The sequence below is a fragment of the Gluconacetobacter tumulisoli genome (genome assembly GCF_014174155.1).
In the GTDB taxonomy this organism is placed as follows: Bacteria; Pseudomonadota; Alphaproteobacteria; order Acetobacterales; family Acetobacteraceae; genus Gluconacetobacter; species Gluconacetobacter tumulisoli.
Genome location: NZ_JABEQM010000005.1, coordinates 33,783 through 58,105, shown reverse-complemented (window position 1 = coordinate 58,105; position 24,323 = coordinate 33,783). Strand labels below are relative to the sequence as shown.

The 24,323-nt window shown below is 65.7% G+C and carries 19 protein-coding genes; 11 read left to right on the top strand and 8 right to left on the bottom strand.

Translation table 11 applies throughout. The features are described 5' to 3' along the window. Position 1 precedes the first annotated feature (1 nt). From HLH28_RS07710 to HLH28_RS07690, 5 genes are all read left to right on the top strand, one after another. The gene (locus tag HLH28_RS07710; protein WP_182957073.1) at positions 2–826 is read left to right on the top strand and encodes a Cof-type HAD-IIB family hydrolase; all 825 of its coding nucleotides are present in this window, start codon (positions 2–4) and stop codon (positions 824–826) included. Next, the gene (gene pgl / locus HLH28_RS07705; RefSeq protein ID WP_182957070.1) at positions 826–1,563 is read left to right on the top strand and encodes a 6-phosphogluconolactonase; all 738 of its coding nucleotides are present in this window, start codon (positions 826–828) and stop codon (positions 1,561–1,563) included. Before HLH28_RS07710 ends, pgl begins: the two co-directional genes overlap by 1 nt. A 76-nt stretch (positions 1,564–1,639) precedes the next feature. After that, positions 1,640–2,344, top strand: a complete 705-nt coding sequence (gene rpiA, locus HLH28_RS07700) for a ribose-5-phosphate isomerase RpiA (protein ID WP_182957067.1) — start codon at positions 1,640–1,642, stop codon at positions 2,342–2,344. Continuing rightward, positions 2,341–2,886 (top strand): gluconokinase, encoded by a 546-nt coding sequence (locus HLH28_RS07695; RefSeq protein ID WP_182957064.1) that lies wholly within the window; start codon positions 2,341–2,343, stop codon positions 2,884–2,886. Before rpiA ends, HLH28_RS07695 begins: the two co-directional genes overlap by 4 nt. Before the next feature lie 9 nt (positions 2,887–2,895). Continuing rightward, positions 2,896–3,963 carry a pepsin/retropepsin-like aspartic protease family protein gene (locus HLH28_RS07690; protein WP_182957060.1) on the top strand — a complete coding sequence of 356 codons (1,068 nt, stop codon included), beginning with the start codon at positions 2,896–2,898 and terminating at the stop codon, positions 3,961–3,963. A 21-nt stretch (positions 3,964–3,984) separates the two neighbouring features. On the opposite strand, the gene eutC is transcribed toward HLH28_RS07690, so the two are convergent. After that, positions 3,985–4,758 carry an ethanolamine ammonia-lyase subunit EutC gene (gene eutC / locus HLH28_RS07685; protein WP_182957057.1) on the bottom strand — a complete coding sequence of 258 codons (774 nt, stop codon included), beginning with the start codon at positions 4,756–4,758 and terminating at the stop codon, positions 3,985–3,987. 4 nt (positions 4,759–4,762) lie between these two features. Beyond that, positions 4,763–6,145, bottom strand: a complete 1,383-nt coding sequence (locus HLH28_RS07680) for an ethanolamine ammonia-lyase subunit EutB (protein ID WP_182957054.1) — start codon at positions 6,143–6,145, stop codon at positions 4,763–4,765. 364 nt (positions 6,146–6,509) lie between these two features. Here HLH28_RS07680 and HLH28_RS07675 point away from each other — a divergent pair, with 364 nt between their 5' ends. From HLH28_RS07675 to HLH28_RS07665, 3 genes are all read left to right on the top strand, one after another. Continuing rightward, complete coding sequence (locus HLH28_RS07675) at positions 6,510–8,930, top strand: TonB-dependent receptor (protein WP_182957051.1); 2,421 nt, start codon at positions 6,510–6,512, stop codon at positions 8,928–8,930. Positions 8,931–9,108: 178 nt separating this feature from the next. Continuing rightward, a complete protein-coding gene (locus HLH28_RS07670; RefSeq protein ID WP_182957048.1) occupies positions 9,109–11,169 on the top strand; it encodes a phosphocholine-specific phospholipase C in 2,061 nt (686 codons plus the stop codon). Positions 11,170–11,755: 586 nt separating this feature from the next. Beyond that, entirely contained in the window at positions 11,756–14,110 is a 2,355-nt protein-coding gene (locus tag HLH28_RS07665; RefSeq protein ID WP_246395838.1) for a TonB-dependent receptor domain-containing protein, read from the top strand. Positions 14,111–14,323: 213 nt separating this feature from the next. On the opposite strand, the gene HLH28_RS07660 is transcribed toward HLH28_RS07665, so the two are convergent. Next, the gene (locus HLH28_RS07660; protein ID WP_182957044.1) at positions 14,324–14,731 is read right to left on the bottom strand and encodes a lytic transglycosylase domain-containing protein; all 408 of its coding nucleotides are present in this window, start codon (positions 14,729–14,731) and stop codon (positions 14,324–14,326) included. A gap of 101 nt (positions 14,732–14,832) precedes the next feature. On the opposite strand from HLH28_RS07660, the gene gspG reads away from it, so the two are divergent. Continuing rightward, positions 14,833–15,303, top strand: coding sequence for a type II secretion system major pseudopilin GspG (gene gspG, locus HLH28_RS07655; protein ID WP_182957040.1), 471 nt, complete (start codon positions 14,833–14,835; stop codon positions 15,301–15,303). A gap of 14 nt (positions 15,304–15,317) precedes the next feature. On the opposite strand, the gene HLH28_RS07650 is transcribed toward gspG, so the two are convergent. From HLH28_RS07650 to HLH28_RS07630, 5 genes are all read right to left on the bottom strand, one after another. After that, a complete protein-coding gene (locus tag HLH28_RS07650; protein ID WP_182957037.1) occupies positions 15,318–16,184 on the bottom strand; it encodes a type II secretion system protein GspK in 867 nt (288 codons plus the stop codon). Further along, positions 16,177–18,516: a type II secretion system secretin GspD gene (gene gspD / locus HLH28_RS07645; protein WP_182957034.1), complete on the bottom strand. Its 2,340-nt coding sequence runs from the start codon at positions 18,514–18,516 to the stop codon at positions 16,177–16,179. Before gspD ends, HLH28_RS07650 begins: the two co-directional genes overlap by 8 nt. Continuing rightward, entirely contained in the window at positions 18,513–19,199 is a 687-nt protein-coding gene (gene gspM, locus HLH28_RS07640) for a type II secretion system protein GspM (RefSeq protein WP_182957032.1), read from the bottom strand. The genes gspD and gspM overlap by 4 nt, the downstream gene beginning before the upstream one ends. After that, the gene (locus HLH28_RS07635; RefSeq protein ID WP_182957030.1) at positions 19,196–20,242 is read right to left on the bottom strand and encodes a PilN domain-containing protein; all 1,047 of its coding nucleotides are present in this window, start codon (positions 20,240–20,242) and stop codon (positions 19,196–19,198) included. The genes gspM and HLH28_RS07635 overlap by 4 nt, the downstream gene beginning before the upstream one ends. A gap of 223 nt (positions 20,243–20,465) precedes the next feature. Beyond that, positions 20,466–21,200 (bottom strand): prepilin peptidase, encoded by a 735-nt coding sequence (locus HLH28_RS07630; protein WP_182957028.1) that lies wholly within the window; start codon positions 21,198–21,200, stop codon positions 20,466–20,468. Positions 21,201–21,290: 90 nt separating this feature from the next. On the opposite strand from HLH28_RS07630, the gene HLH28_RS07625 reads away from it, so the two are divergent. Together HLH28_RS07625 and HLH28_RS07620 are read left to right on the top strand one after the other, a co-directional pair. After that, the gene (locus HLH28_RS07625) at positions 21,291–23,018 is read left to right on the top strand and encodes a GspE/PulE family protein (RefSeq protein WP_246395794.1); all 1,728 of its coding nucleotides are present in this window, start codon (positions 21,291–21,293) and stop codon (positions 23,016–23,018) included. After that, entirely contained in the window at positions 23,015–24,241 is a 1,227-nt protein-coding gene (locus HLH28_RS07620; RefSeq protein ID WP_182957025.1) for a type II secretion system F family protein, read from the top strand. The genes HLH28_RS07625 and HLH28_RS07620 overlap by 4 nt, the downstream gene beginning before the upstream one ends. Positions 24,242–24,323: the final 82 nt, after the last annotated feature.

Here is a 24,323-nt window from a genome sequence, read left to right as displayed (position 1 = left end):
CATGATTGCGGGCACTGCCGGACCGATCCGCCTGGTGCTGGCGGATGTCGACGGGACGCTGGTCACGCGCGACAAGATCCTGACCCCGCGTGCGATCCGCGCGGTCGATCGCCTGCGCGAACGCGGGATCCTGTTCGCCATCACCAGCGGCCGTCCGCCGCTGGGCATGAAGATGCTGGTCGAACCGCTGCGGATCGACCAGCCGATCGCCGGATTCAATGGCGGCATGATCGTCCACCCCGATTTTTCGGTGATCGAGGCCCATACCCTGACGCCCGAGATCGCGCGCCGGACGCTGGGCATCCTGCGCGACCACAAGGTCGATCCCTGGGTCTATAACGGCAGCGACTGGATCGTATCCAACCCCGAGGCCCCGCACGTCGCCCGCGAACAATGGACGGTGAAATTCCCGCCCAAGGTCGCCGCCGACGTCGGCGCGGCGCTGGACCAGGTGGTGAAGATCACCGGTGTCAGCGACGATCTGGAACTGATGAAGCGGGTCGAGCACGATGTGCAGGAGGCCTTGGGCGATGCGGCCTCCGCCGCGCGGTCGCAGCCCTATTACGTCGACGTTACGCATCACGACGCCAACAAGGGCGGGGTGGTAAGGGCGCTGGAACGGCTTCTGGGCATTCCGGCGGCGCAGATGGCGACGCTGGGCGACCAGCCGAACGACGTGCTGATGTTCCGGTGCAGCGGCCTGTCCATCGCCATGGGCCAGGCCAATGACGAGGTGAAGGCGCAGGCCAGCCACGTTTCGACCTCGTCGGAGGAGGAAGGATTCGCGGTGGGCGTCGAACGTTATATTCTGGGAGAGGAAGCCTGATGGGCGGTCACGATGTAAAAACCGGCGAGATGATCGTGCTTGCGGATGGCGAGGCGATCGCCCGGTACATGGCCGGCTGGCTGACCGAGCAGGCGCTGGCCAAGACCGGCGGCCCGTTCGTGGTGGCCCTGTCAGGGGGATCCACGCCCAAGCGGTTGTATGAGATCCTGGCCTCGCCCGACTATGCCGCGCGCTTTCCCTGGGACCGTACCCAGTTCTTCTTCGGCGACGAACGATTCGTTCCCGAAAGCGACCCGGCGAACAATTACACCATGACCCGCCAGGCACTGCTGTCGCATGTCCCCGTTCCCGCGGCGAACGTCCATCCGATGCCAACCCAGGGCGACCCGGCGGCGGCGGCGGCGCAGTACCAGGCGGAACTGCAGGCGGTCTATGGCGCCGACACATTGCAGGCGGGCCGGCCGTTGTTCGATGTCGTTCTGCTGGGGCTGGGCGATAACGGCCATACGGCCTCGCTGTTCCCGCGCACGCCGGTGCTGAAGGAACGCACGCTGTGGGTGTCGACCTGCGTGCCGGACGACGCGCCCCACACGCGCCTGACCCTGACCTATCCGGCGATCCATTCCAGCCGCCATGTGGTGTTCATGCTGGCCGGCGCCGGCAAGAAGGAGGCCTTCGCCAAGGTGCGCGCGGGCGATCCCGGGGAGCCGGCCAGCCACATCACCACCGAGGGCGAACTGGTCTGGCTGCTGGACAAGGCGGCGGCCGAGGCCTGATCCGGCCTGCCCGGCGGGTGACGGAACGACAAGAGGGCCGCCGGGTCGTCCGGCAGGCTCCGGGAGAGACAAAGCAATGGGCGTCCAGAATTCGGATCCGATGAATGAACTGAAGCGCATGGCGGCCGAGGAAGCAGCCGCCATGGTGCAGGAGGGGATGGCGGTTGGTCTGGGGTCGGGCAGCACGTCGGCGATGATGATCGACGTGCTGGGCCGGCGCTGGGCCGAAGGGCTGCGCTTCGTCGGCATTCCGACGTCCGAACGCTCGGCCGATCAGGCGCGGGCGCACGGCATCACGCTGGTGACGTTCGCGACGCATCCGCAGCTGGACCTGGCCATCGACGGCGCCGACGAGGTGGAGCGCGGGTCGCTGGACCTGATCAAGGGGCTGGGCGGCGCCTTGTTCCGGGAAAAGATCGTGGCTGCGGCGGCCAAGCGCTTCATCGTCGTGGTGGACGAAAGCAAGCTGGTCGATCACCTGGGCAGCCACGTGCCGGTCCCGGTCGAGGTCACGTCCTTCGGCTGGGAAAGCACGGCGCGGCAGCTGGGCGAGCTGGGCGCGCGGATCGCGCCGCGGATGGACCGCAATGGCGGCCTGTTCGTCACCGACGGCGGCAACATGATCCTGGATTGCACGTTCGGCCCCATTGCCGATCCGCCGGCCCTGGCCGCCGGGATCCGCGGCATCGTCGGCGTGGTCGAAAGCGGCCTGTTCATCCGCCGGACGTCCGAGGTCATCGTGGCCGGCCGGAACGGCCTGACCCGCCTGGTCGCGGCATGACTGCCCCCCTGCCGCAGGCCGAGGGAATCCGCCCCCGGGTCCTGGTCATCATGGGCGTGTCGGGCTGCGGGAAGACGACGGTGGCCGAGGGTCTGCACAACATCCTGGGCTGGCCGTACCAGGAGGGCGACCTTCTGCATCCCAAGGCCAATGTGGACAAGATGGCCGCCGGGATCCCCCTGACCGACGACGACCGCTGGCCGTGGCTGGCGCTGTGCCGCGAATGGATCGACGCGCGGATCGCCGAAGGCGGCGGCGGCATCCTGACCTGCTCGGCGCTGAAGCGGTCGTACCGCGACGTGCTGCGGCAGGGAACGGACCAGGTGGTGTTCATCTACCTGAAGGTACCGGAATCGGTCCTGCAGGCGCGTCTGGCCCGGCGCAAGGGGCATTACATGCCGCCCAGCCTGCTGCCCAGCCAGCTTGCGACGCTGGAGGAGCCGGCGCCGGACGAGCACGCCCTGGTCATCGACATCGAAAGCACCGTGGCCGAAGTGATCGCGGCGACGCTGGGCCAGCTGAAATACGGGCTGAAGAACTGAACGATCCACATGGCGGGTACAGGGGCAGGCACCGGGTCGGATACAGGTGGAATACGCCTGTCGTCACGTCCGGCCGTCCTTGTCCCCGCCATCCTGCTGGCCACGTTCTGGTGCGGGCCTGTTCGGGCGGCCGACGGGCCCGATCGAGCCGACACGGATGTCGTGCCGGAACGCTGCATCGCGCACATGATCGAGGTGCCGCTGCTGACCGGCGACGGCAGCCCCGCCGTCCCGGTGAAGATCAACGGGACGGAGGGGGCGGCGTTCCTGGGCACGACGCAGGAATCCCTGGGCGTGTTCGAGCGCGACGGCATGCACTATCCCGTGGGCAAGACCCTTCCGGTGCAGACGGTGACCGGCGAAGGCCGTTCCTACACCACGGTCGTCGACGACCTCGTGATCGGGCGGGGGACGGCCCATCACATCAACGGGGTCATGCTGGGGGTATTCGGCGACAGGAAGATCGCGGGGCGGCCGGTTCTGGGGGTGCTGGGGTATGATATCCTGGGCAATTACAATGTTCTGCTGGATTTTCCCAACCAGACCCTGACCCTGTTCAAGGAAAGCGGCGCCCCAGGTTGCCCGCCCTTGTCGCGTCTGGTGGGGGCGCGGTCCTATGCCGCGGCGCTGATACCCGATGCGCGGGGGATGGATGTCATGGTGCAGGTGGCGATCAATGGGGTGCCCATCGGCATGGAGGTGGAACCCGGGTCGAACGCGTCCATCATCCGGACCGCCGATGCGGCCGACGCCGGGGTCGGTACATCGGACCTGGCCAACGATCCCCGCAGCCGCACCGATGCCGGCATCGCGATCGTCGGCCACCGGCACCGCTTCGACCGGTTCGTGCTCGGCACGTTCCACGGCACGGCGCTGCAGGCCGACGTGGCCAAGGCGGGCTACAACATGCTGGGGCTGGATTTCTTCCGGAACCGGACGGTGCTCTTCGCCTTCCCCAGCCGGATGCTCTATTTTTCGGATCCGCAACTGCCGACGGGCGGGACGGAAATGGCGCATTCGGGCCTCAGCCCGGCCCAGTCCCGAATGGCCGACGCCACGGTGGACGAGCAGCCCTGATCCCTCGTCATCGGGGGGAGGTCAGGGGGGAAGCGTCGCGGCGGGATCGGCCGGGGTTTCGTCCTTCAGCATGATGCCGCTGCGTCCGATCCGGCGCGCGCCCGCCAGCAGCCATGCCAGCTTGGCCGCGGCGACGCCGGCGGACAGGCCGCCCTGGTCGTGGATATTCGAAATGCAGTTGCGTTCGGAATCCAGCCGGCCGGGATGGGGATCCCAGGTCATGTACAGGCTCAGGCTGTCGGAAACGCTCAGTCCCGGTCGCTCGCCGATCATCATGACGACGCAGCCGGCCCCCAGCCGGTGCGCGATGTCGTCGCCCAGGGCGACGCGCGCATTGTGTGCCACCACCACCGGTGCGATCCGCCAGCCGGGCAACAGCGCGCGACAGGCGGCCAGGACCGGCGGGGCCTGTCGTTCCGCGGCCACGGACGACAGGCCGTCGGCGATCACGAACACCACGTCATACGACCCGCGCGTCAGCACCGCTGCGCTGTCGGCCGACAGGCGGCGGCCCAGATCGGGACGGCGGATGAACATCGCCCGATCGGTGGCCTCGCTGTGGACGGTCAGGACCGGACCATCCAGCGGCATGGCGTCCTGCCGAAGGGGGGCCGTGACCGCCTTGCGCGCCCGTGCGTGGGCCAGCTGGAAGGCCCGGACCTCGCCACCCGCGACGGTGTCGCCGGCCCGGGGCTGGCCGACGCGGGCGTGGGTCAGGCCCCGCAGCGGCGCCCACGGATCGGTCCCGTTAAGGGTCATCGTATCGGTTGCCGGGTCGGGTCGGGATTCGTTCATGGGATCAGGTCTCGGGGGCAAGAATGCGGCCCAGGGCGTGCGGCGCGTTCAGACGCAGCCGTCCCCGCGTGTCCAGCAGGTCCATGCCCTCCAGCCACGCTTCGAATTCGGGGGCGGCGCGGACGCCGAAGCTGGATCGCAGGGTCAGCATGTCATGGTAGGACAGACTCTGGTAACTGAGCATCACATCGTCGCCGCCGGGCACGGTGATCAGGAAATTCACCCCCGCCACCGTCAGAAGCATCATCAGATTATCCATGTCGTCCTGATCGGCCTCGGCATGGTTGGTGTAGCAGACGTCGCATCCCATCGGCAGGCCCATCAGCTTGCCGCAGAAATGGTCCTCCAGCCCCGCACGGATGATCTGCTTGCCGTCGTACAGATATTCCGGTCCGATGAAGCCGACCACGGTGTTGACCAGCAAGGGTGAAAAGGCCCGCGCCACGGCATAGGCGCGGACTTCGGCCGTCTGCTGGTCCATGCCGTGATGGGCGTTGGCCGACAGCGCCGCGCCCTGTCCGGTCTCGAAATACATCACGTCCTGGCCGACCGTTCCGCGGCCCAGAGACAGGGCGGCGTCCTGGGCCTCGGCCAGCAGCGACAGCGACACACCGAAGCCGGCGTTCGCGGCTTCGGTCCCCGCGACGGACTGGAACACCAGGTCGACCGGTGCGCCACGCTCGATCATCGCGATGGAATTGGTGACGTGCGTCAGCACGCAGCTCTGCGTCGGAATGGCGTAGCGGGTGCGCACGGACTCCAGCATGTCCAGCAGGACGATGCCGTTGGCGATGTTGTCGGTGGCCGGATTGATCCCGATCACCGCGTCGCCGACCCCCAGCAGCAGCCCGTCCAGCAGCGACGCCGCGATGCCCCGGGGATCGTCGGTGGGGTGGTTGGGCTGCAGGCGGGTGCCCAGCCGCCCGGGCAGGCCCTGCGTGTTGCGGAAGGCGGTGCGGACGCGGATCTTGCGCGCCGCCGCGATCAGGTCCTGGTTGCGCATCAGCTTGCTGACGGCCGACACCATTTCCGGCGTCAGGCCCGGCGACACGGCGGCAATCGCATCCGCGTCCGCCTGGTGCGACAGCAGCCAGTCGCGGAACTGCCCCACCGTCATGTGCGCCACCGGGGCGAAAGACGCCGCGTCGTGCGTATCGACGATCAGGCGCGTGACCTCGTCGGCTTCATAGGGGACCGGCAGATCTTCCAGGAACGTCGCCAGAGGGACGTCGGCCAGGGCATAGCGCGCGGCAATGCGTTCCACCGGGTCGGCAGCGGCGATGCCGGCCAGTTCGTCCCCGGACCGCTGGGGCGATGCCCAGGCCAGGACCTGCCGCAGGTCGGAAAATCGGTAATGTTCCCCATCCAGGGTCGCGCGATAAGTCACGATCCAGCTTGTCCCTCCGCTTCGGGGCGCCGGGCCCGACCCGCCGCCTGCGGGCATGATGGCCAATGCATGGGGAGGGCCGTCAAGCCGCTTCGGGCGCATGGCCGGCATTTTTGAATGGATCGTGCAATGCGGGCCGGATTGCCGGGAAGGAATGTCGGCCGTTCTTCCACGGGTGTTGCACGGCGAATACTATAATAAATAATCGTCTCTACGACGCGGGTTGCCCTATTGACTTGGAAAGGCGGCCATCATTTCGGCCTGTCATAAAATCATCACGAGACCAAATGCCAGGGCGCTCATATAGCGGTGCGGGGAAGCCTGCCGTTCGATCCGGGCAGGAATGGCTGAGGAACCGCGTGATATGAACAAGACGATATCCCTGTGCCTGACCACCTGCCTGAGCGCCCTTCTGGTTCATCAGGCGGCGGCTGCCGCGACGGCAAGGAAATCGCTCAAGCCCGGTCACGCGGTGCAGACGCGGGCAGCCCCTGGCACGAAGAACCAGACCCTTGCTGTCCCCGCCGTGGCCGCCCCCGTCCAGGTGGCGCAGACGTCCGCCGCCCTTCCTCCGAGCCCGTCCGAGGCGATCATCGTGCTTGGCGCCGGCGCCTCCCGCGAGACCCAGACCGTCTCGCGCATGGCCATCAGCCAGTATGTTCCGGGGACGAGTCCCTTCAAGGCGCTTTCCAAGCTGCCGGGCGTGATGTTCACGACATCGGACCCGCTGGGCGCCTATGAATGGTCGCAGCAGATCATCATCCGTGGCTTCGACCAGAGCCGTCTCGGCTTCACGATGGACGGGATTCCGCTGGGCAATCTGGCGTATGGCAACGACAACGGCCTTTCGATCGGTCGCGCGCTCCAGACCGAGAATAACGGCGCGGCCACGCTGACGCAGGGTGCCGGGTCCGTGGGCGTCGCCGCGTCCAACGATCTTGGCGGCGCGCTGGAATTCACTTCGATCGACCCGACGAACAGGTTCGGCGTGGATGTGGCGGGGACGGTCGGTTCCGCCGCCACGTGGCGCACCTTCATGCGCGTCAATTCCGGCCTGCTGCCCACGGGCGGCAAGTTCTATGTGTCCTACGATTATCTGGATGCCAACAAATGGAAGGGCGACGGCCAGCAGCGTCAGCAGCAGGCCAATGCGAAATTCGTCCAGCCCATCGGCGAGAACGTGAAGCTGACGCTGTACGGCGACTGGTCGATGCGGCAGGAGAACGACTATCAGGACCTGTCGCTCGCGACGATTCAGAAATATGGCTACAATGTCGACAACATCACCGGCAATTATGCGCTCGCCAAGCAGATCGGCTCTGCCTACCAGAGTGGCACGGCCTATCCTGCCGGCATCGGGTCGACCAATTACGACAGCCCGCCGGATTTCGTCTATTACAACGCTGCCGGCCTGCGCCAGGACGCTCTGGGCTACGGCAAGCTCGATTTCCGTCTCTCTGACCGGCTGAAGGGCTTTGCCACGGTCTACGGCCATACGAACAGCGGCGAAGGCGTGTGGGTGACGCCTTACGTGCCCACGCCCGCCGCCCTCGGCGGTTCACCGCTCTCCACCCGGACCACCGAATACGGCATCCATCGCGAAGGGTTCATCGGCAGCCTGTCCTACCAGGCCGGGCACCACACCATCGAAGGTGGCTTCTGGTTCGAGAACAACGATTTCGAACAGGCGCGTCGCTACTACCCGCTGTCGATCGACGGCACGCCGGACAGCCTGCACTGGTACCAGGGCAATCCATTCTATACCCAGTGGCAGGCGGCCTTCAACACGAAGACCTACCAGGTGCATCTGCAGGATACGTGGCAGATCATGAAGGCCCTGAAGCTGAATTACGGCTTCAAGTCGCTGATCGTGGACAACACCGCCACCCAGATCGGCTCCAACCTGATGGGCGTGAAGGGCGCGGACGGCTATCCGTCCGGCTCCATCCAGTCGTCCAACGGGTTCCTGCCCCAGGTCGGCGTGAATTACCGGCTGAACCGCCATAACGAAATCTTCGCCGATTTCGCCCGCAACATGGCGGCCTTCGACAATTCGCAGACCGGTGCCACAAGCCCCTTCGCGACGACCATCGCGGGCTATGACGCCATCAAGGGCAAGATCAAGCCGGAGATGTCCTATACCGAAGAAGTCGGCTATCGCTATCACGACAATAATATCCAGGCATCGCTTACCGGTTATTATGTGGAATTCGAAAACCGTCTGCTGTCGATCACGCAGGGGACGGGTATTCAGGGCAATGCCTCGGCCCTGGCCAATGTCGGCGGCGTGACGGCCCGTGGTGTCGATGCGGCCTTCAATTACCAGTTCGCGCCGCACTGGTCGATCTACGCCTCCTACGCGTTCAACAATTCCTACTATGACAACAACGTCAATTCCGGCGGCACGATCTACAACATCAAGGGCAAGAACGTCGTCGCCATGCCGCGCAACCTGGCCAACGTGCAGCTCGGCTACGATGACGGCACGATCTGGGGCAACGTGCTGATGCAGTTCCAGGATAGGCGCACCTATACATATACCAACGACTCCTGGGTTCCGGCGACCGACGTGTTCAACCTCAATCTCGGCTACCGCTTCCATAGCCGGAACATCGTGCTGCGTGGGCTGGACGCGCAGGTCAATGTCAGCAACCTGTTCGACAAACGCTATGTCGCGACGGTGGGCAGCAACGGCTTCCAGTTCAGCGATCCGGACCATACCTTCGCCACCCTCCAGGCGGGTTCGCCGCGCATGGTGTTCTTTACCCTGCGCAAGCATTTCTGAGGGAAAGGAAGGTCGGGCTCTGCCCGAACCGCGCAAGGGCCTCGGCCCTTGCATTCCATTCATTTATCAGAATCCGGGTTTTCGAAGGGCCGCGCGCCGAGGCGTGCCGCCACGGATCTTGACGGCACCGGTCCCGGGGATTTCAATGCGAAGCCGAACGGACAGGATGATCCCGGACATGGCGCTTCCCCCCGACCAGGGCCGACGGCAGTTCCTGAAATTCAGCGCCGCGGCGGCGGCTGTGGCTTCGGGCCTGGTTCCGGACAATGTTCGCCGCGCGCTGGCCATTCCGCCCCGGCGGATGACCGGCACGTTGCACGACGTCGAACATGTCGTCATCCTGATGCAGGAAAACCGGTCGTTCGACCATTATTTCGGGACCTTGCGCGGGGTACGCGGCTACGGCGATCCGCGGGCGGCTGTCCTGCCGGATGGGAGTTCGGTGTTTCGTCAGCCGACGGAGGGCGGGGGATCGGTCCTGCCGTTCCGCTTCAACACGGACAGGACCAGTGCCGAATGCCTGCCCAGCCTGAACCATGACTGGAAGGGATCGCAGGCCGACTGGAACAACTGGAATGTCTGGATCCGTCACAAGACGGACATGACGATGGGATATTTCACCCGCCAGGACATCCCCTATTATTACGCGCTGGCCGATGCCTTCACGATCTGCGACGCCTATCACGCCTCGATCTTCGGCCCGACCAATCCGAACCGGCTGTTCCTGTTCTCGGGAACCAGCGGACTTGCCGTCGGCCATGACGGCAAGCAGGTGATCGAGAACGTCGATGACGGCAACTGGTCGGCCGACATGGCCCACGACCGCAAGGATTTCGTACCCTTCCGCTGGACGACCTATGCCGATCGCCTGCTGGAACACGGGGTGTCGTGGAAAATCTATCAGGAATATGACAATTTCGGCGACAACCCGCTGGCCTCGTTCGCGCAGTTCCGCAATCTCGACCGTGCGTCGCGCCGCTTTGTCAATGCGCGCGCCATCGTTCCGGGTTCCACCGCCGAGAACAAGGACAGTTCGGAGGGCCGCTTCCTGATCGAGGCGTTCGAGCGCGACGTCGCGTCGGGACACCTTCCGCAGGTGTCCTGGATCGTGCCGCCGACCGCGCTGACGGAACATCCGAATGCCCCGCCGGGATATGGGGAATTCCTGATCTCGCGCATGATGGATGTGCTGGTGCGGCATCCGGACGTGTGGGCGAAGACGGTCTTTATCCTCAATTATGATGAAAACGACGGATTCTTCGACCATGTTCCGGCCCCGGTTCCGGCGCTGGACCCGTCGCAGGGGGACGGCACCGTCCCGGTGACGGGCGAGAGCTTCCACGGCGTGCCCGTGGGCCTGGGCCCACGGGTGCCGATGATCGTGGTTTCGCCCTGGACGAAGGGCGGCTGGGTGAATTCGGAACTGTTCGATCACACCTCTGTCCTGCGGTTTCTGGAACGGCGTTTCGGCGTGCCCGAACCCAACATCACCCCGTGGCGACGGGCGGTGACCGGGGACCTGACCTCGATCTTCGATTTCGCCCAGACCGACCGGTCGTGGCCGGGTCCGCTGCCCGATACGGACGGGTACCCGGCGGCCACGCGGCGGTCCTGCATGCTGCCGGACAAGCCCGTCGTGCCGGCCGACCAGGCCATGCCCACGCAGGAACCCGGCCAGCGTCCGGCCAGGCCGCTGCCTTATGAACTGACCGTGACGGCGGAGCCCGGGCCGGGTTCGGTCAGCCTGACCTTTGCCAGCGCGGGTGCGGCGGGTGCCGTCTTCAGCCTGCATGACGGTGCCGCCGCGGGTCCGCGCCATTATACTGTGGGCGCCGGCAGCCGGCTGACCACGCATGTGATCGCGGGCGGCGCGCCGTTGCGCATTCATGGGCCGAACGGTTTCCTGCGGGAATTCCGGATGGAAGCCGATAGAGTGTCGCCCGTTGTGGCGGAACGCTACGAACCGGCGCAGGACCGCATCGTCCTGACCGTCCGCAATCCGGGCGCGGCCCCGATGGACGTGCGGATTGCCGCCGCCGACGGTCCGGAGGGGCAGCGTTCCACGATTCCGGCCGGCGGCCAGATCGACAGCGTGTGGCCGATCGCCGCGACCGATCATTGGTATGACCTGTCCGTTCATCTGGACGGACGGTCGGAGCCGGTGGCGCGGCTGGCAGGGCATATGGAAACCGGACGGCCCAGCCGCAGCGACCCGATGATGGGACGCGGCACGGTCTGACGGTCCGGCCCGTCACATCCGGCGTCATGCCGTTCCGAATGGCCACTGACGATCTTCGATGACGGCGACGGCGATATCGCCATGCAGGCGCCCTTTGCGGCAACCCGCCTGTCCCTGATCCTGAACGGGCTGCTGTCCGGGTCGATCGCGCCCGGATGAGGCGCTGAACATCATCCCACGAACGGTTCGTCCGGCCGTTTCCGTCGCCCGCTGGAGCGCATACGAATGCATCCGCCTGCCGCGGTGGAATCGGGCGCGGCGCGATGCATCCGAAAACCAGATGGCCGTTCAATGGCCCTCCTCGGGGCATCGGACGTGAAAATCGACATTGAAACGCAGATCAGGTCGCCTGTGTTCAACATTTCGGCGCAAAAATAATATTAATTTCGGATCTGCAAGAAAAAGATAACTGCATGCGACCGACATTCGGGTCGTTGGCGGATCGGCCTTGAATGACCATGCAACATCGGTTCCACATCCGGCCCTGCCGCGGCGGTGGGACGGCGGCATGGCCGGGACATGTCCACCCCGCCTGCATTCCGGATAGCTGCCGGATAACAGACTGCACGGAAGGATCGCGTCGGTGATGATACGCCCCTGTCTTCTGACAGTATTGATGGCCGGCTCGGCCCTGTCCGTCCTGCCGGCCGCGGCCTGGGGGCAGGCGGCTGTCCCGCCGACCCATGGCGGGCGGCATCCCGCCCATGCCTCTGCCCGTCCGGCAAGGCTGTCTCGCCCGGCGGCGCCCTATCATGCGTCGTCCGACGAGGCGATTGCGGTGACGGGCTCGCATGCGGTGTCCCACGGTGCGGTCCAGGCCATGTCGCGCAGCGTCATGGACCAGTTCGTCCAGGGTACCAGCCCCATGAAGATGCTGTCGCGCCTGCCGGGCATCAATTTCGTCGCCAACGATCCGCTGGGCGTCGATACGTGGGGGTCCAGCCTGTACATGCGCGGCTTCATGCAGCAGCAACTGGGTGTGACGCTGGACGGTGTGCCGCTGGGGGCGCAGGATTACTATACCTATAACGGACAGAGTATCAATTTCGCGATCCTGTCGGACAATATCGACCATATGGACATCTCGCAGGGCGGTGGCGCAGTCGATGTGCCCGCCACCACCAATCTGGGCGGGGCGATCCAGATCTATTCCGCCGACCCGGCCGACCGGATGGGGGGGAAGGTCGCGCAGATGTTCGGCAGCAACAAGGCATTCCGGACCTATGTGCGCTTCGACAGCGGCAAGCTGAACCGGTCGGGCACCAAATTCACCGTGTCGTATGCGCGGTCGGACGGGCAGAAATGGAAGGGAGCGGGCAGCCAGTTCGATCAGCAGGTCAACGCCAAGATCGTTCAGCCCCTGGCGCCGGAAAGCCGGATCACCGCATTCTTCAACTGGAACGATGCGACGCAGTTCAACTACGCCGACCAGTCTCTGGACATGCTGCGCACGCTGGGACACCGCAACGACTATTACTATCCCGACTATACCCGCGCCTATCTGGCGGCCGAGGGCCAGTTCAGCGGTGAAATCGCCAATTATTCCGACGCGCTGGATGTCTCGTATTATGACGGGGTGACGCATGCCTCGGATTATCTCGGCGGCCTGAACCTGCATTTGACCCTGACCAACCGGTTGGAATGGAATTCCGTCGTCTATGGTCAGGCGGAAAACCATTGGGGTACCTGGACCAGCCCCTATACCCCGTCGCCCAACGGCGCGCCCCTGTCCGAACAGGTGATCTTCGCCGGCAACCAGCGTTTCGGCCTGACCTCGGCGCTGCGCTACAGCCTCGGGCATCACACGATCGAAGGCGGCGTGTGGTACGAGAACAATCGCTATGACATCAATGAATTCCAGTATGCCGAACCGCTTCTGGGCCAGGGCGTGCCGGTCAGCGGCGTGCTGGGCAATTTCGGGACGCCGTTCCAGCACAATTGGGGCATGGGCTACAGCACCAACACGTTCCAGTTCCATCTGCAGGATTCCTATCGCGTCCTGCCGAACCTGACCCTGCGGGCCGGATTCAAATCCCTGCTGGTGACGACGGCGGGTGGCGCGACGGCGAACGATGCCGCCTATAACGGGCAGACCGACCTGCCAAACGGCAGCCTGACGACTGCCAACGGGTTCCTGCCGCATTTCAACGCCGAATGGCATTTCCTGCCGAACCATGAACTCTATTTCGACATCGCCAAGAACATGAGGGCCTACAGCTATGGCGGGTACCAGCTGGGCTCGGCCTGGGGCGTGTCGAACCAGGCGACGTTCGACCAGTTGAAGAAGACGATCAAGCCGGAAAGCGACTGGGTCTATGACGTGGGCTATCGCTACACGACGCCGCTGATCGTGGGCTCGCTCAATCTCTATCACGCCGATTTCTCGAACCGGCTGCAATCGCTGACGGCCGGCACGATCATTCAGCCGGTCTCGACCGTGGTGAATGTCGGCAGCGTCAGCATGTATGGCGTCGACGCCGCCCTGACCGTCAATCCTGTCCGCAACCTGTCGATTACAAACAGCGTCAGCTACAATCACTCGACGTACGGAAACGACATCGTCAGCCAGGGCACGACCTATGCCCTGAAGGGCAAGAAGGTCATCGATTATCCGCAGTTCATGTACAAGGCCAACCTGACCTATCGCTTCCATGGGGCGGAGGCGCATTTCGATGCGAACTACAGCTCCAGACGCTATTTCAGCTATGTCAACGACATGTCGGTGGCCGGGTACTGGATGACCAGCCTGGGTGCGCGGTACCGCTTCGGCAACTACGGGATGCTGCGGAACCTGACCGTCGATTTCAATGTCTACAACCTGTTCAACACCAGCTACATCTCGCAGATCGGTGAAAACGGCTTTCCCCTGTCGGGCGATTTCCAGTCGGCCCTGGCGGGTCCCCCACGTCAGTATTTCGGCACCGTCAGCGCCGAATTCTGATCGTCTGTCCGGGGCGCTCCCCGATTGGCGGTGCGTCCCGGACCTGCTTGTGCATCCCATGGCGCGCCGAGGACAGCCGTCGCGTTCGCAGCGCCCGGCGCGGATGGCCGCGTTTCCTGTCGAGTTGCCAGGATCCGCAATCCGGCAGATCCCGCCGCTCCGCAATAACAAGGACCATGGCCTCAGTGGAGCGTTCGTCAGGCGTGCCTGACGTCAGTCTGGTCCTGGAAACATCGCGTGGGCCGCTGCAAGCGCCTTTTGTTGATAGGTCGCGTTGAGGGACGGCGTGTGGGAGTGGTAATCTCCGATCGCGTGCATGACGTCTCCTCGTTCCTCGGTGACATAGCTGCGCAGGATCAGTGCCGCCGCCGCTATGTTGAAGCACGAGTCCGAAACGAGGCGGGCGGCCGTCTGCGCCGCCGGCATATGTACGATGGCCGCCAACGGTTGAACCCAACGGGTGTTGATCTGCATCAGGCCCAGGTCGGCGCTGCCGTCGGTGTCCCGACGGACCGTACCGGCCGCGCCGCCTTCAATCTTTTGGATGACAGGCAAAACGCGTGGTGGCAGGTCATAGCGGACGGCACTGGCGATCATGCAGGCAAGCAAGGGAATCGGCATCGGCTTATTCCTTCGCCATCATGATCAGGGACGGCCGGCACAGGGCAGTTACCATACGGGCGCGCATGTCGCTGCCATGGAGATGCGAGTTGAGGCGAAACATGACACATGCTCCTTCGGATGATGCTTCGGCGCCCGATATACATGACAGGCACGTACGCGATGCGGGCTTCACGTTACTGGAAATCCTGGTCGTATTGGCGATACTTGGTCTTCTGGTCGGGCTTGTTGCCCCTGCGGCCCTGCGCCAGCTTGGCGGTGCGCGCGTTTCGGTTGCCCATCAGTCGATCGCGCGCCTGGGGACGGTGCTCGACATGTACAAGCTGGATGTCGGCACTTATCCGACGTCCGAAGAAGGGCTCGATGCGCTCCTCCATCGTCCGCCGGGCGTGGATAACTGGAACGGTCCCTATCTCAAGGGGAACGATGCCCCCAAGGATCCCTGGAACCACGCCTATGCTTACGAACAGCCCTCTTCGCGGGAGGGGCATGACTACGATCTCTGCTCGGCAGGACCGCTGGGATATGGTTCGGCCGTGTCCGGGCAACCTGGCGCGATCTGCAACCCCTGAGACACTCTTCGACGTCATGAGGGTGCTTCCGAATCCTCGCTACGCAGCGTGATCACCCGAAAGGGCGGCATATGGTCCGGCGCCGTCAGGATGACGGCACGGCGGCGCAGCGTGTGGCCCGATGTCGTTGGCGCCTCGGCGTCGATGACAAGGGTGGCGCTCTCGCCGGTTTCGTCATCGATGTCGGCCGCCGCGGCGGTCCCATTTGGAGCGAGGTCCGGCTTGCCGGCGTCCGTCCCGACGCGCGACCGCGCCACTGCGGCGCGCAGGATCGGATCGGTGGTGTCGGGCCCCAACGCCCGTGTTTGCGTGAAGGAGAGATGCGGGGCGAGCCGCGCGAGAAGGGCGGATGTCATGCCAGGTACGACAGCGAGATCGTCGATGGAATGAAAAGGGCGTCCAGGCGCCATGCACCCGCCATTCTCGCCGGCTGTCAGCCTCGCCCTGGCAAGTTCACCGGCCGAGAGCGGCTGGCGCCAGTTGACGATCCAACGTGCGAGCGACGTGGCGTCCGGCGCGGCCACCCCCAGCGTGAGCAGCACGCTTTCCAGCAATGCGGGGGGAGCGGTGTTGGGGTTGAGGGCGCCGCTTTCGATGACGGCCCGCACGCGCGCTGTCAGGTCCGGTTCCGAGAGCGTGTGCCAGCGGCCGTCCGGAACCCAGCGATCCCGGCCAGCGCCCAGCAGGTGAAACATCGCGGTCTGGATGGCCGAGTCCGCCTGGGCGCGCGCCCAGGCCAGCCTTGTCCGGGACATTTCCCCCTGCGTCGTATTCCGGCCGAGCGCGATGACAGCCGTCACGACAAGGCTGAGCAACACCAGCGTCCACAGCACGATCAGGAGCGCGAAGCCGCGTTCCCGGCGTCGCGCGGTGTCAGTCATGGAGTCCGACGGCGCGCAGGACGCGGTGCTGCGGATCGGAAGAGCCGGTGGCGGGCGTCGCCGCAAGTTCCGGCGCCAGGCCCGCCGCCTGCGCGAGGTTGCGGCGCAAATCGTCGGTCATGGCGCGCGCCTGCATCTGATCGTGGATGACGTGCGGCGTGATGAGCACGAGGAGTTCGGTGCGCGTGCGCTGGTTCGTCTGTTGCGCCCCGAGCAGGCCGATGACGGGAATGTCCTTGAGCCAGGGAATGCCCTGGTTGGAGCGGGATGTGTTGTCGGTGATCAGGCCGGCCAGTCCGACGGTCTGTCCATCTTCGATGGCCACGCGCGACGTCACCTGCCGTTCGGAGAAGGTCGGGCTGTTGATGCTTCCGGACGAACTGGTCGTGGTGGTCATGGTGGACACGGAACTGACCTGTTGCGAAATATCGAGTGTCACGAGGCCGGTATTGCTGACATGCGGCGTAACCTGAAGGATGACGCCGGTTGGCTGGTAATTGATGGAGTTGGTGATGGTGGAATCCGCCGTCAGCACGCTCGTCGTCGCGCCGGTCAGATAGGGGACGAGATCGCCGACCATGAGCGAGGCCGGCTGGTTGTCCACCACCATGACCTCGGGCGACGACAGGACGCGGACCGTGGTGACGGCCTGTAGCGCGTCGATGACGAAGGGCGCGCCACCCTGGCTGCTGCCCCCGATAACGAATCCCGGAAAGCTGCTGGAAAGCTGAGACGAGACCAGGTTGGCGGAACCCAGGCTCTGTGACGCATTGCTCAGGATGCCGTTGATCCCGCCGGATTTGAAGAAGAACTGCGTTCCGTACTTCAGATTGTCGTTGAGCGTGACCTCCGCGATGGTCGCATCGACGCGCACCTGAAGCGGCATGATGTCGATCCGGTGCAGCATGGCCGAGACGGTATCCGCCTCGACCTGCGTGCCGTAGACCAGGACCGAATTGTTCTGCATGTCCGGAATAATGCGGATCTGCGGCTCCTTCGACGCGGATTGACCGAAATTGCCCAGCCCGGCCAGGAGCGGGTTATTGGTGATTCCGTCACTCTGCTGGCTGCCGCCCTGGCCTTGCTCGCTGCTGGACTGCGTCTGGGACGTTCCGTCCGCGCCGGATGCCGTCGACATGCCGCCCCCCGACAGTGCGCTGCCCGACAGGCTCGATCCCAGCCCGGAACTGTTGGACATGTTGCCGAACGTGCCGGAGCGGTTGCCGGAGGTCATGCCGCCCGAGGGCTGGGACGTCCGGGTAGGTGTCGCCGTGACGTGGTCGGGCGTGAAGGCCTGCTGGAGGATGTAGGCGACGTCGTTGGCCCTGTCGTTCTGAAGATAGTAGATGTTCCAGCTGCGGAAGGTGCGGCGGCGGCCTGCCTCGATGACGGAAAAGGCGCGGCGTGCGTCCTCGATCAGGCGGGGCTGTTGCGCGACGACCAGGATCGAATCGATCCCCGGCATGGCGAAAATGCGGACGGGGTCGTGGCTGCTCCCCTCGGGGGCCGGGTTCGCGGTCGCGCCGCCGAACGTCGTCCCGCTGCTGGAATGGCGGAGGCCCAGCGCCGATTGCAGGGCTTCGGTCATTTCCGTGGTGGTGCCGTTCGTCACCGGAAGCAGCAGATAGGATTGTCCTGCGAGCGAGTCGACGTCGAAACTGCGGACGAGTTCGACCAGTGTCGCGCGCGTGGCGGCGTCGCCGGAAATGATGAGAGTATTGCTCGCCGGATCCGCAGCGACATGGCCGCCGTTCTGCACGACGGGGGCTATGACTTTTGCTATGTTTTCCGCATTCGCGTAGCGCAGTGGTATGGCGGTCTCGCTGCCGGCCCCGCCGCTGCCCGGACCGGGCGCAGTGTTGGCGACCACGCGATAGAGCCCGTCCTGCATGACAAGGCTGGCATTGGCACCGGCAAGAAGGACGCGAAGGGTTGGAATCAGCTGATCACGGCGCAGTGGCTGGACCGTGTGGAGCGTGACGGTGCCTTTGACGGCGGAATCGACGGTGTAATTGACGCCAAGGACCCTGCCGAGGATCTCCTCTGTCGCCTGCCGGATGTCGGTGCCCGCGAAATTGAGTGTGACATCGCCGCCGCCACCGGTGCCCGCATGGGAGTCCGTGCGCGTCAGGCGGCCCATTTGCGCGTAAGCGGCGGCGGAGGGGGCGCTGCCGCCCACGGGGCCGTCGATGCGCGGTGTCGCCCCTGTGATGGTACGTGGTCCCGGCAGGGGCGGCGGCACGGAGGGCATGGAAGGCGAGCAGCCGGACAGGAGGAGCGTGGCCAGTGCGGTGGCCGGAACTAGGGAGCGGGGAAAATCAAGTCGGATCATGAGGGTGTGCTGCTATCGTGTCCAGGACGGTCCGGTGAAAGGGGAGCGGGGCGAAAACCGACCAGCGTCAGCGTACTGCTTATGACAAGAGGGGTGGGCGCGGCCGTGCCGCCGGAGCGTTCCGCAGGGTCGGACAGCGTTGCATCGTGGCCCGGCCGGATTTCCAGTTCGTCCACGAGAATATGCGGTGTGGTATGGTCGAAATCGTCGAGGAAGCGGACGAAATCGTCCCATCGCCCCACCAGCGCCACGCGCAGGCCGATGCGGCGGAAATGTCCGTCGCGCGCGGGCGGCAAGGTTTCGTCGCTTGCGATGACGATGCGATGGGTGGAGGCTAGGGCATGGAGCTTCTGGGCCAGTTCGGCGCCGGCCTCCGCGTCGTTCCGGCCGGAGAGGGTCGTTTCTCCCTGGCGGTGGATCGCAAGGGCCTGAGCGTACTGCTCGCGAAGGGTGGGAATGCGCGCCGCCAGCGCCTCGACATGCGCGACCATGGCCCTCTGGTCCGCGATCGTAGCCGCATCGTCGCGATAGAGCTTCACGAAGGGCGCAACCAGGCTGGTCAGCAGCGCCAGGCCCGCCATCGTGACCGCGATGGCCAATGCCTTGCCGCGCGCGCCCTCGGGCAGAAATGCGGCGTCGCGTCCGGCGCGCGCGCTGATGTCATGAATGGCCTGTTCGTTCACCGCGCGTCTTCTCCGACGCGGGTGTTGATCGAAAAGCTCTCGGTACCGTCGTTGGGCATGCGGATCACCGGCCCCGCGAAGCCTGGCTCCCGGATGATGCCCGTGCGCTCGATGAGGCCGATCAGGCGCGTCGCGTCACGTGACTGCCCCTCGATCGTCAGGCGGCCCGATTTCATCGAGAGTGCGTCGAGATGCGTGTCGTCGGGCAACGCCCCGGTCAGCGCGGCAAGGACGTCGATCGGAGATCCGTTGCGCCTGGCTTCGCGATCCAGCATGGCCGCGCCCTTTGTCAGCGCGTCGATGCGGTCGCGCAGTCCTTCCGCGACGGCACGTTCCGGCTGCAGGATGTCGAGCCGCGCGGCAAGGCGATGCGCGGCAATGGCCTGCATGGCCAGGGGCAGGATGCCGAGTGCGGCGAGACCGAGCAGGAAGGCCGCCGCGCGCCGGCGGAAGCGCAGGGCCGACGTCGGTTCGAAATGTACGGCCGGCGCGGAGGCGTCGAGGTCGCGCCTGATGCTCGACGGCCGCAGGCCGGCGTTTCGCAACAGGTCGAGCCATGGTGCAAGCGGCGCCGACGGCGTGCACCGCAGGCGCAGCGTGCACATTCCAGGGGAAGGCATGTCAGGCGACGGCTCGACGTTCCAGAAAATTTCGTCGCGCCGGAACGGGGTCAGGCGCTCGATCTCGTACCCGATGAGACTCGCCCCGTCCCGGCGCACGATTTCGGGAATCCTGATGTCGCGTTCGAGGATCGGCAGACCCGGCAGGGCAAGTCGCACGGGAATCGTACGGCGGCGCCCCCGCCGGTCCGGGGCGATCTGGCGCGCCAGGATATCGAGGCCCTCACGCGTCGCCGGGACATGCAGTTCGGGTTCCATCGCATCGCGCGGGACGAACGTCAGGCCATGTCCGTCGGGATCGAGCACCAGCCAGGGAATTTCCATGCGCCGCAACTGCTGGCGCCATGAGAAGGGAAGGCGGCGCACCAGCGGTGCGCAACGGTCCCGTACAGCCCTTGCGGCGGGTTCGGCGAGGGCCAGCATCTGCCTTGTCCACCAGGAACAGAAAATGGAAAGAAATCGAAGGTCACGGGTCATAGTCATTCGCCGACGGCGCGACACACGCAGGCCGCATCGTCATGGTATCGTCGGCGCCATATTCACTGCCCATGCCCTTATCACTCGTTCGTACGGCATGACGAGCGGCGTTTTATGATCGTTTTATGACAATGCGCGTCTTCATCTGGCAGAAAACGCACGACGGAGCCTAAAACGATGCCAGGCGCATCCCCCAGATGGCGACGGCCAGGCATGGTCCGAACGGCATGGCCGTGCCCATGCCCATGGGGCGGCCGCGAGATAGTGTGACGAGAGCAAGGGTGAGACCACAGATCGCCGAGACAAGCAGGATGTGCGGAAGGGCGTCGGTTCCCGTCCAGGCGCCTCCGGCCGCGAAGAGCTTGGCGTCGCCACCGCCGAGCCCGTCGCGCCCCCGCATGCGCCGATAACCCAGCGCGATGGCGGTCAGCACGCTCCATCCGGCAATGACGGCGACGGCGCGACTTTCGAGTGCGAACGGATCGCCGGCCAGGACGGCCTCGCCGAGGCCTGCAAGCAGAAGGGGCAGCGTCAGCACGTCCGGCAGCCGCCAGCACCGCAGGTCGATCCATGCCAGGGCGAGAAGAGTCCAGCCCAGCGCCACGTCCCCCCAGAGCCGCGGATCGGCGTCCCCGCGCACGAGCCATGCGACGAGGGCGACGGCGGTCGCCGCGAGTTCGACGGTCGGATGGAAGGGGTCGATGCGCGCGTGGCAGGAACGGCAACGACCATGCTGAACAACGTAGCTGAGGAGCGGCACCAATTCATGAGGGGCCAATTGCCTGTCGCAGGACTCGCACCGCGAGCGGTCGAGAAAGATCGGCTTTCCGTCAGGTATTCGCCGGATCAGGACGCCGAGCAGGCTGCCGACGAAGGGCGCGAGTGCGATGACGAGCCAACCCATGCGTGAGATCTCGATCCAGACGGCAGAGGGGGATTTACTGCCGAATTCCCCTCGGCGGTGCAAGCGGGCCGCCCGCCCGGGGCAGGCCGCATGAGAATGATCCACGGCATGGCGACCTCGTCCCAGCAGGCGCTGAGCGCGGAGAGGCTCGTCAGCGCGCTCGAAGCCCGTGGTGCCTGCGATGCGATGATGATCGAGCGTGCGCGCAAGGTTGCGCGAGAAAGCGGGCAGGCGCTTCCGTCCGTGCTCCTGCAACTCGGCCTCGTCAGCGAAACCCTCATGACGGGGGCGTACGCCGATCTGACGGGATTCCCGGCGCTTTCATCCGACATCCTGACATCCTGCCGCGCGCCCGTGCTGGCCGAGCGCCTGGCGGCAGGGTTCCTGCGGTCGGTTCGCGCCTTGCCGCTGCCGCCGGACGGCAATACGCTGCCGGTCGCCATGGCAGATCCGCTGGATGGTTTTGTCGTCGACGCGATCGGCCTCGTGACGGGCCTCACGGTTCGCCCGCTGGCCGCGCTGCCCGGCGATCTCGAGGCGGCGATGGAGCGCCTCTATCCCGATGCCACGGACGTCGGGGACGAAGGCGAAACGGCGGCGAACCGCGACGAACCGCTGGAGGAGGATGCCGATCGCCTCAAGGATCTTGCAAGCGAGGCGCCGGTCATCCGCCTTGTGAACCAGATCATCTTCCGCGCGGTCGAGACGCGGGCATCCGATATCCATTTCGAACCGCAGGAAGACCGGTTGTGCGTGCGCTATCGCTATGACGGGGTGCTGCACGAAGTGGACAGCCAGCCGGCATCGCTGACGGCGGCGCTGGTGTCACGCGTCAAGATCATGGCGCGGCTGGACATTGCCGAGCGCCGGCTGCCGCAGGACGGTCGCATCAAGCTGGCGGTCCGCGGGCATGAGGTCGATTTCCGCGTCTCGACCGTGCCGGCGCTGTATGGCGAGACGGTCGTCCTGCGTGTGCTCGACCGGGGATCGGTGCGTTTCGACTTCGCCCGGCTTGGGCTGTCGTCGGAGGTTACGCGCCTCTTCCGCGCCGCGCTGGAGCAGCCCAACGGCATCGTCCTTGTCACGGGACCGACCGGCAGCGGCAAGACCACGACGCTCTATACCGGCCTGGCCAGCCTGGACATCGGCGCGCGCAAGGTGATGACGATCGAGGATCCGGTCGAATACCAGATCGCCGGGATCAACCAGGTCCAGATCCGACCGCAGATCGGGCTGACGTTCGCCTCCCTGCTGCGCGCGATCCTCCGGCAGGATCCGGATGTGATCATGGTGGGCGAGATACGCGATCTCGAGACCGCCCAGATCGCGGCGCAGGCCGCGCTGACAGGCCATCTCGTGCTCTCGACATTGCATACGAACTCGGCCGCCGCCGCTGTCACCCGCCTGCGCGACATGGGTCTGGAAGACTATCTCCAGACGGCCGTTCTGCGCGGCGTGCTCGCCCAGAGGCTCGTGCGCCGGCTCTGCCCCTCGTGCCGCGTCCCGGCGCCCCTGGAACCTGAGCAGGCGGTGGCGCTGGGGCTGGACCAGGCGGCCGGCGCCACGCTGTACCGGGCATCAGGCTGTCCGGAATGCCGCCATACAGGCTATCGCGGCCGCCTTGCGATCGTCGAATTCCTCTCCCCTTCGCCGGCTGTGATGCGCCTCATTCTGGCGCGTGCCGATCACGCCGCGATCGAGCGCCAGGCGGTGGCGGAAGGCATGGTCACGCTCTACCAGGCGGGATTGGCCGCGGCATGCGCCGGCGAGACGACCGTCGAGGAGGTGGTGCGCATCGTGCGCGCCGAAGGGGGATGAGCCGGCGGTGGCGTTATACGGCCCTCGCCGATGACGGGCAGCTTCGCCACGGCGTGATGCTGGGCGAGGACGAGGCGGGGATTGTCGCCGGACTCCGGCGGGCAGGGCTGCATCCGGTGCGCGTGGCACGTCCGGGATGGGGTCTGGCGGCGGGGTGGCCCGCGATCACCCTTTCCCGACGGCAGGGCGGGCTAAGCCGCCGCGAAGTGACCGACATCACGCGCGAACTGGCGCTGATGCTGGCAGCGGGGCAGGACCTCGACCGCGCCTTGCGCTTCCTGGTGGAGACGGTCCCCCGTCCGAAGGCGCGCGCGCTGCTGGTGGGCCTGCGGGAGGGAATGCGTGGTGGAGGCGCGTTCGCCGCGGCGCTCGACACCCGGCCCGAGAGTTTCTCTCCCCTCTACGTGGGGCTCGTCCGCGCGGGGGAGGCCGGCGGAGCATTGGCCGGGACGCTGGATCGCATCGCGACGTTTATGGAGCGCGAACGCAGTCTCTCGGCCTCGATCCAGTCGGCGCTGATCTATCCGATCATTCTCGTGCTTGCGTCGATCGCTTCCATCGTGTTGCTGCTGACACAGGTTCTGCCGCAATTCGTGCCGCTTTTCGAGGAGGCGGGGGCCCAGCTTCCGCTGGCGACGCGTATCGTGATCGCGATGGGTGACTTTCTGCAGCATTGGGGCATGGCGCTGCTGGCGGTCCTTGGTCTGGGCGCGTTCCTGGTCCGCGGCCTCCTGCGGCGTCCGGAACTGCGCCGTCCGTTCGACCGGCAGGTGCTGCGCCTGCCGATTCTTGGCGCTCTGGCACGCGACATCATGGCCGCACGATTGACCAGGACGCTCGGCACGCTGCTGCAGAACGGCGTGTCCCTCCTGGCGGCGCTTCGTATCGTCGAGGGCGTGATCGGCAACATGGCCGGCAGGGCCGCCCTGGAACAGGCTGGCCTGCAGACCCGCGAGGGCAGGGGGCTGGCGCGGTCCCTCGCGGTGTCGGACGTGTTTCCCGTGCGCGCCACCCACCTGATGGAACTGGGGGAAGAGACGGGACAGCTTGCCGATCTCTGCCTTCGTGCCGCCGAGATTCACGAAGAGGCCGCGCGGACTCGCCTGCAGCGCCTCGTTGCGCTGCTGGTGCCGGTCATTACGATCGTCATGGGTGCGATCGTTGCCGGCATCGTGTCGGCGCTCCTGCTTGCCATGCTCGGGTTGAACGACCTTGCGCATTGAGAGGCTGTTGGACAACGCGATTCGGCCGCGATCCGCCGCGTCTTTTCCATGCTCCGACGCTCCTGGCCCGCAAGGCCGCTCC

Excerpts from the sequence above, each read along its gene's own strand:
- gspD (WP_182957034.1), bottom strand. The coding sequence starts at position 18,516 with ATGATCCGACTTGATTTTCCCCGCTCCCTAGTTCCGGCCACCGCACTG.
- eutC (WP_182957057.1), bottom strand. The coding sequence starts at position 4,758 with ATGAACGAATCCCGACCCGACCCGGCAACCGATACGATGACCCTTAAC.
- HLH28_RS07665 (WP_246395838.1), top strand. The coding sequence starts at position 11,756 with ATGATACGCCCCTGTCTTCTGACAGTATTGATGGCCGGCTCGGCCCTG.
- HLH28_RS07690 (WP_182957060.1), top strand. The coding sequence starts at position 2,896 with ATGGCGGGTACAGGGGCAGGCACCGGGTCGGATACAGGTGGAATACGC.
- HLH28_RS07635 (WP_182957030.1), bottom strand. The coding sequence starts at position 20,242 with ATGCTGGCCCTCGCCGAACCCGCCGCAAGGGCTGTACGGGACCGTTGC.
- HLH28_RS07675 (WP_182957051.1), top strand. The coding sequence starts at position 6,510 with ATGAACAAGACGATATCCCTGTGCCTGACCACCTGCCTGAGCGCCCTT.
- HLH28_RS07630 (WP_182957028.1), bottom strand. The coding sequence starts at position 21,200 with ATGGGTTGGCTCGTCATCGCACTCGCGCCCTTCGTCGGCAGCCTGCTC.
- HLH28_RS07710 (WP_182957073.1), top strand. The coding sequence starts at position 2 with ATGATTGCGGGCACTGCCGGACCGATCCGCCTGGTGCTGGCGGATGTC.
- HLH28_RS07625 (WP_246395794.1), top strand. The coding sequence starts at position 21,291 with ATGAGAATGATCCACGGCATGGCGACCTCGTCCCAGCAGGCGCTGAGC.
- pgl (WP_182957070.1), top strand. The coding sequence starts at position 826 with ATGGGCGGTCACGATGTAAAAACCGGCGAGATGATCGTGCTTGCGGAT.
- rpiA (WP_182957067.1), top strand. The coding sequence starts at position 1,640 with ATGGGCGTCCAGAATTCGGATCCGATGAATGAACTGAAGCGCATGGCG.
- HLH28_RS07660 (WP_182957044.1), bottom strand. The coding sequence starts at position 14,731 with ATGCCGATTCCCTTGCTTGCCTGCATGATCGCCAGTGCCGTCCGCTAT.
- HLH28_RS07620 (WP_182957025.1), top strand. The coding sequence starts at position 23,015 with ATGAGCCGGCGGTGGCGTTATACGGCCCTCGCCGATGACGGGCAGCTT.
- HLH28_RS07695 (WP_182957064.1), top strand. The coding sequence starts at position 2,341 with ATGACTGCCCCCCTGCCGCAGGCCGAGGGAATCCGCCCCCGGGTCCTG.
- HLH28_RS07650 (WP_182957037.1), bottom strand. The coding sequence starts at position 16,184 with ATGACTGACACCGCGCGACGCCGGGAACGCGGCTTCGCGCTCCTGATC.
- gspG (WP_182957040.1), top strand. The coding sequence starts at position 14,833 with ATGACACATGCTCCTTCGGATGATGCTTCGGCGCCCGATATACATGAC.
- HLH28_RS07670 (WP_182957048.1), top strand. The coding sequence starts at position 9,109 with ATGGCGCTTCCCCCCGACCAGGGCCGACGGCAGTTCCTGAAATTCAGC.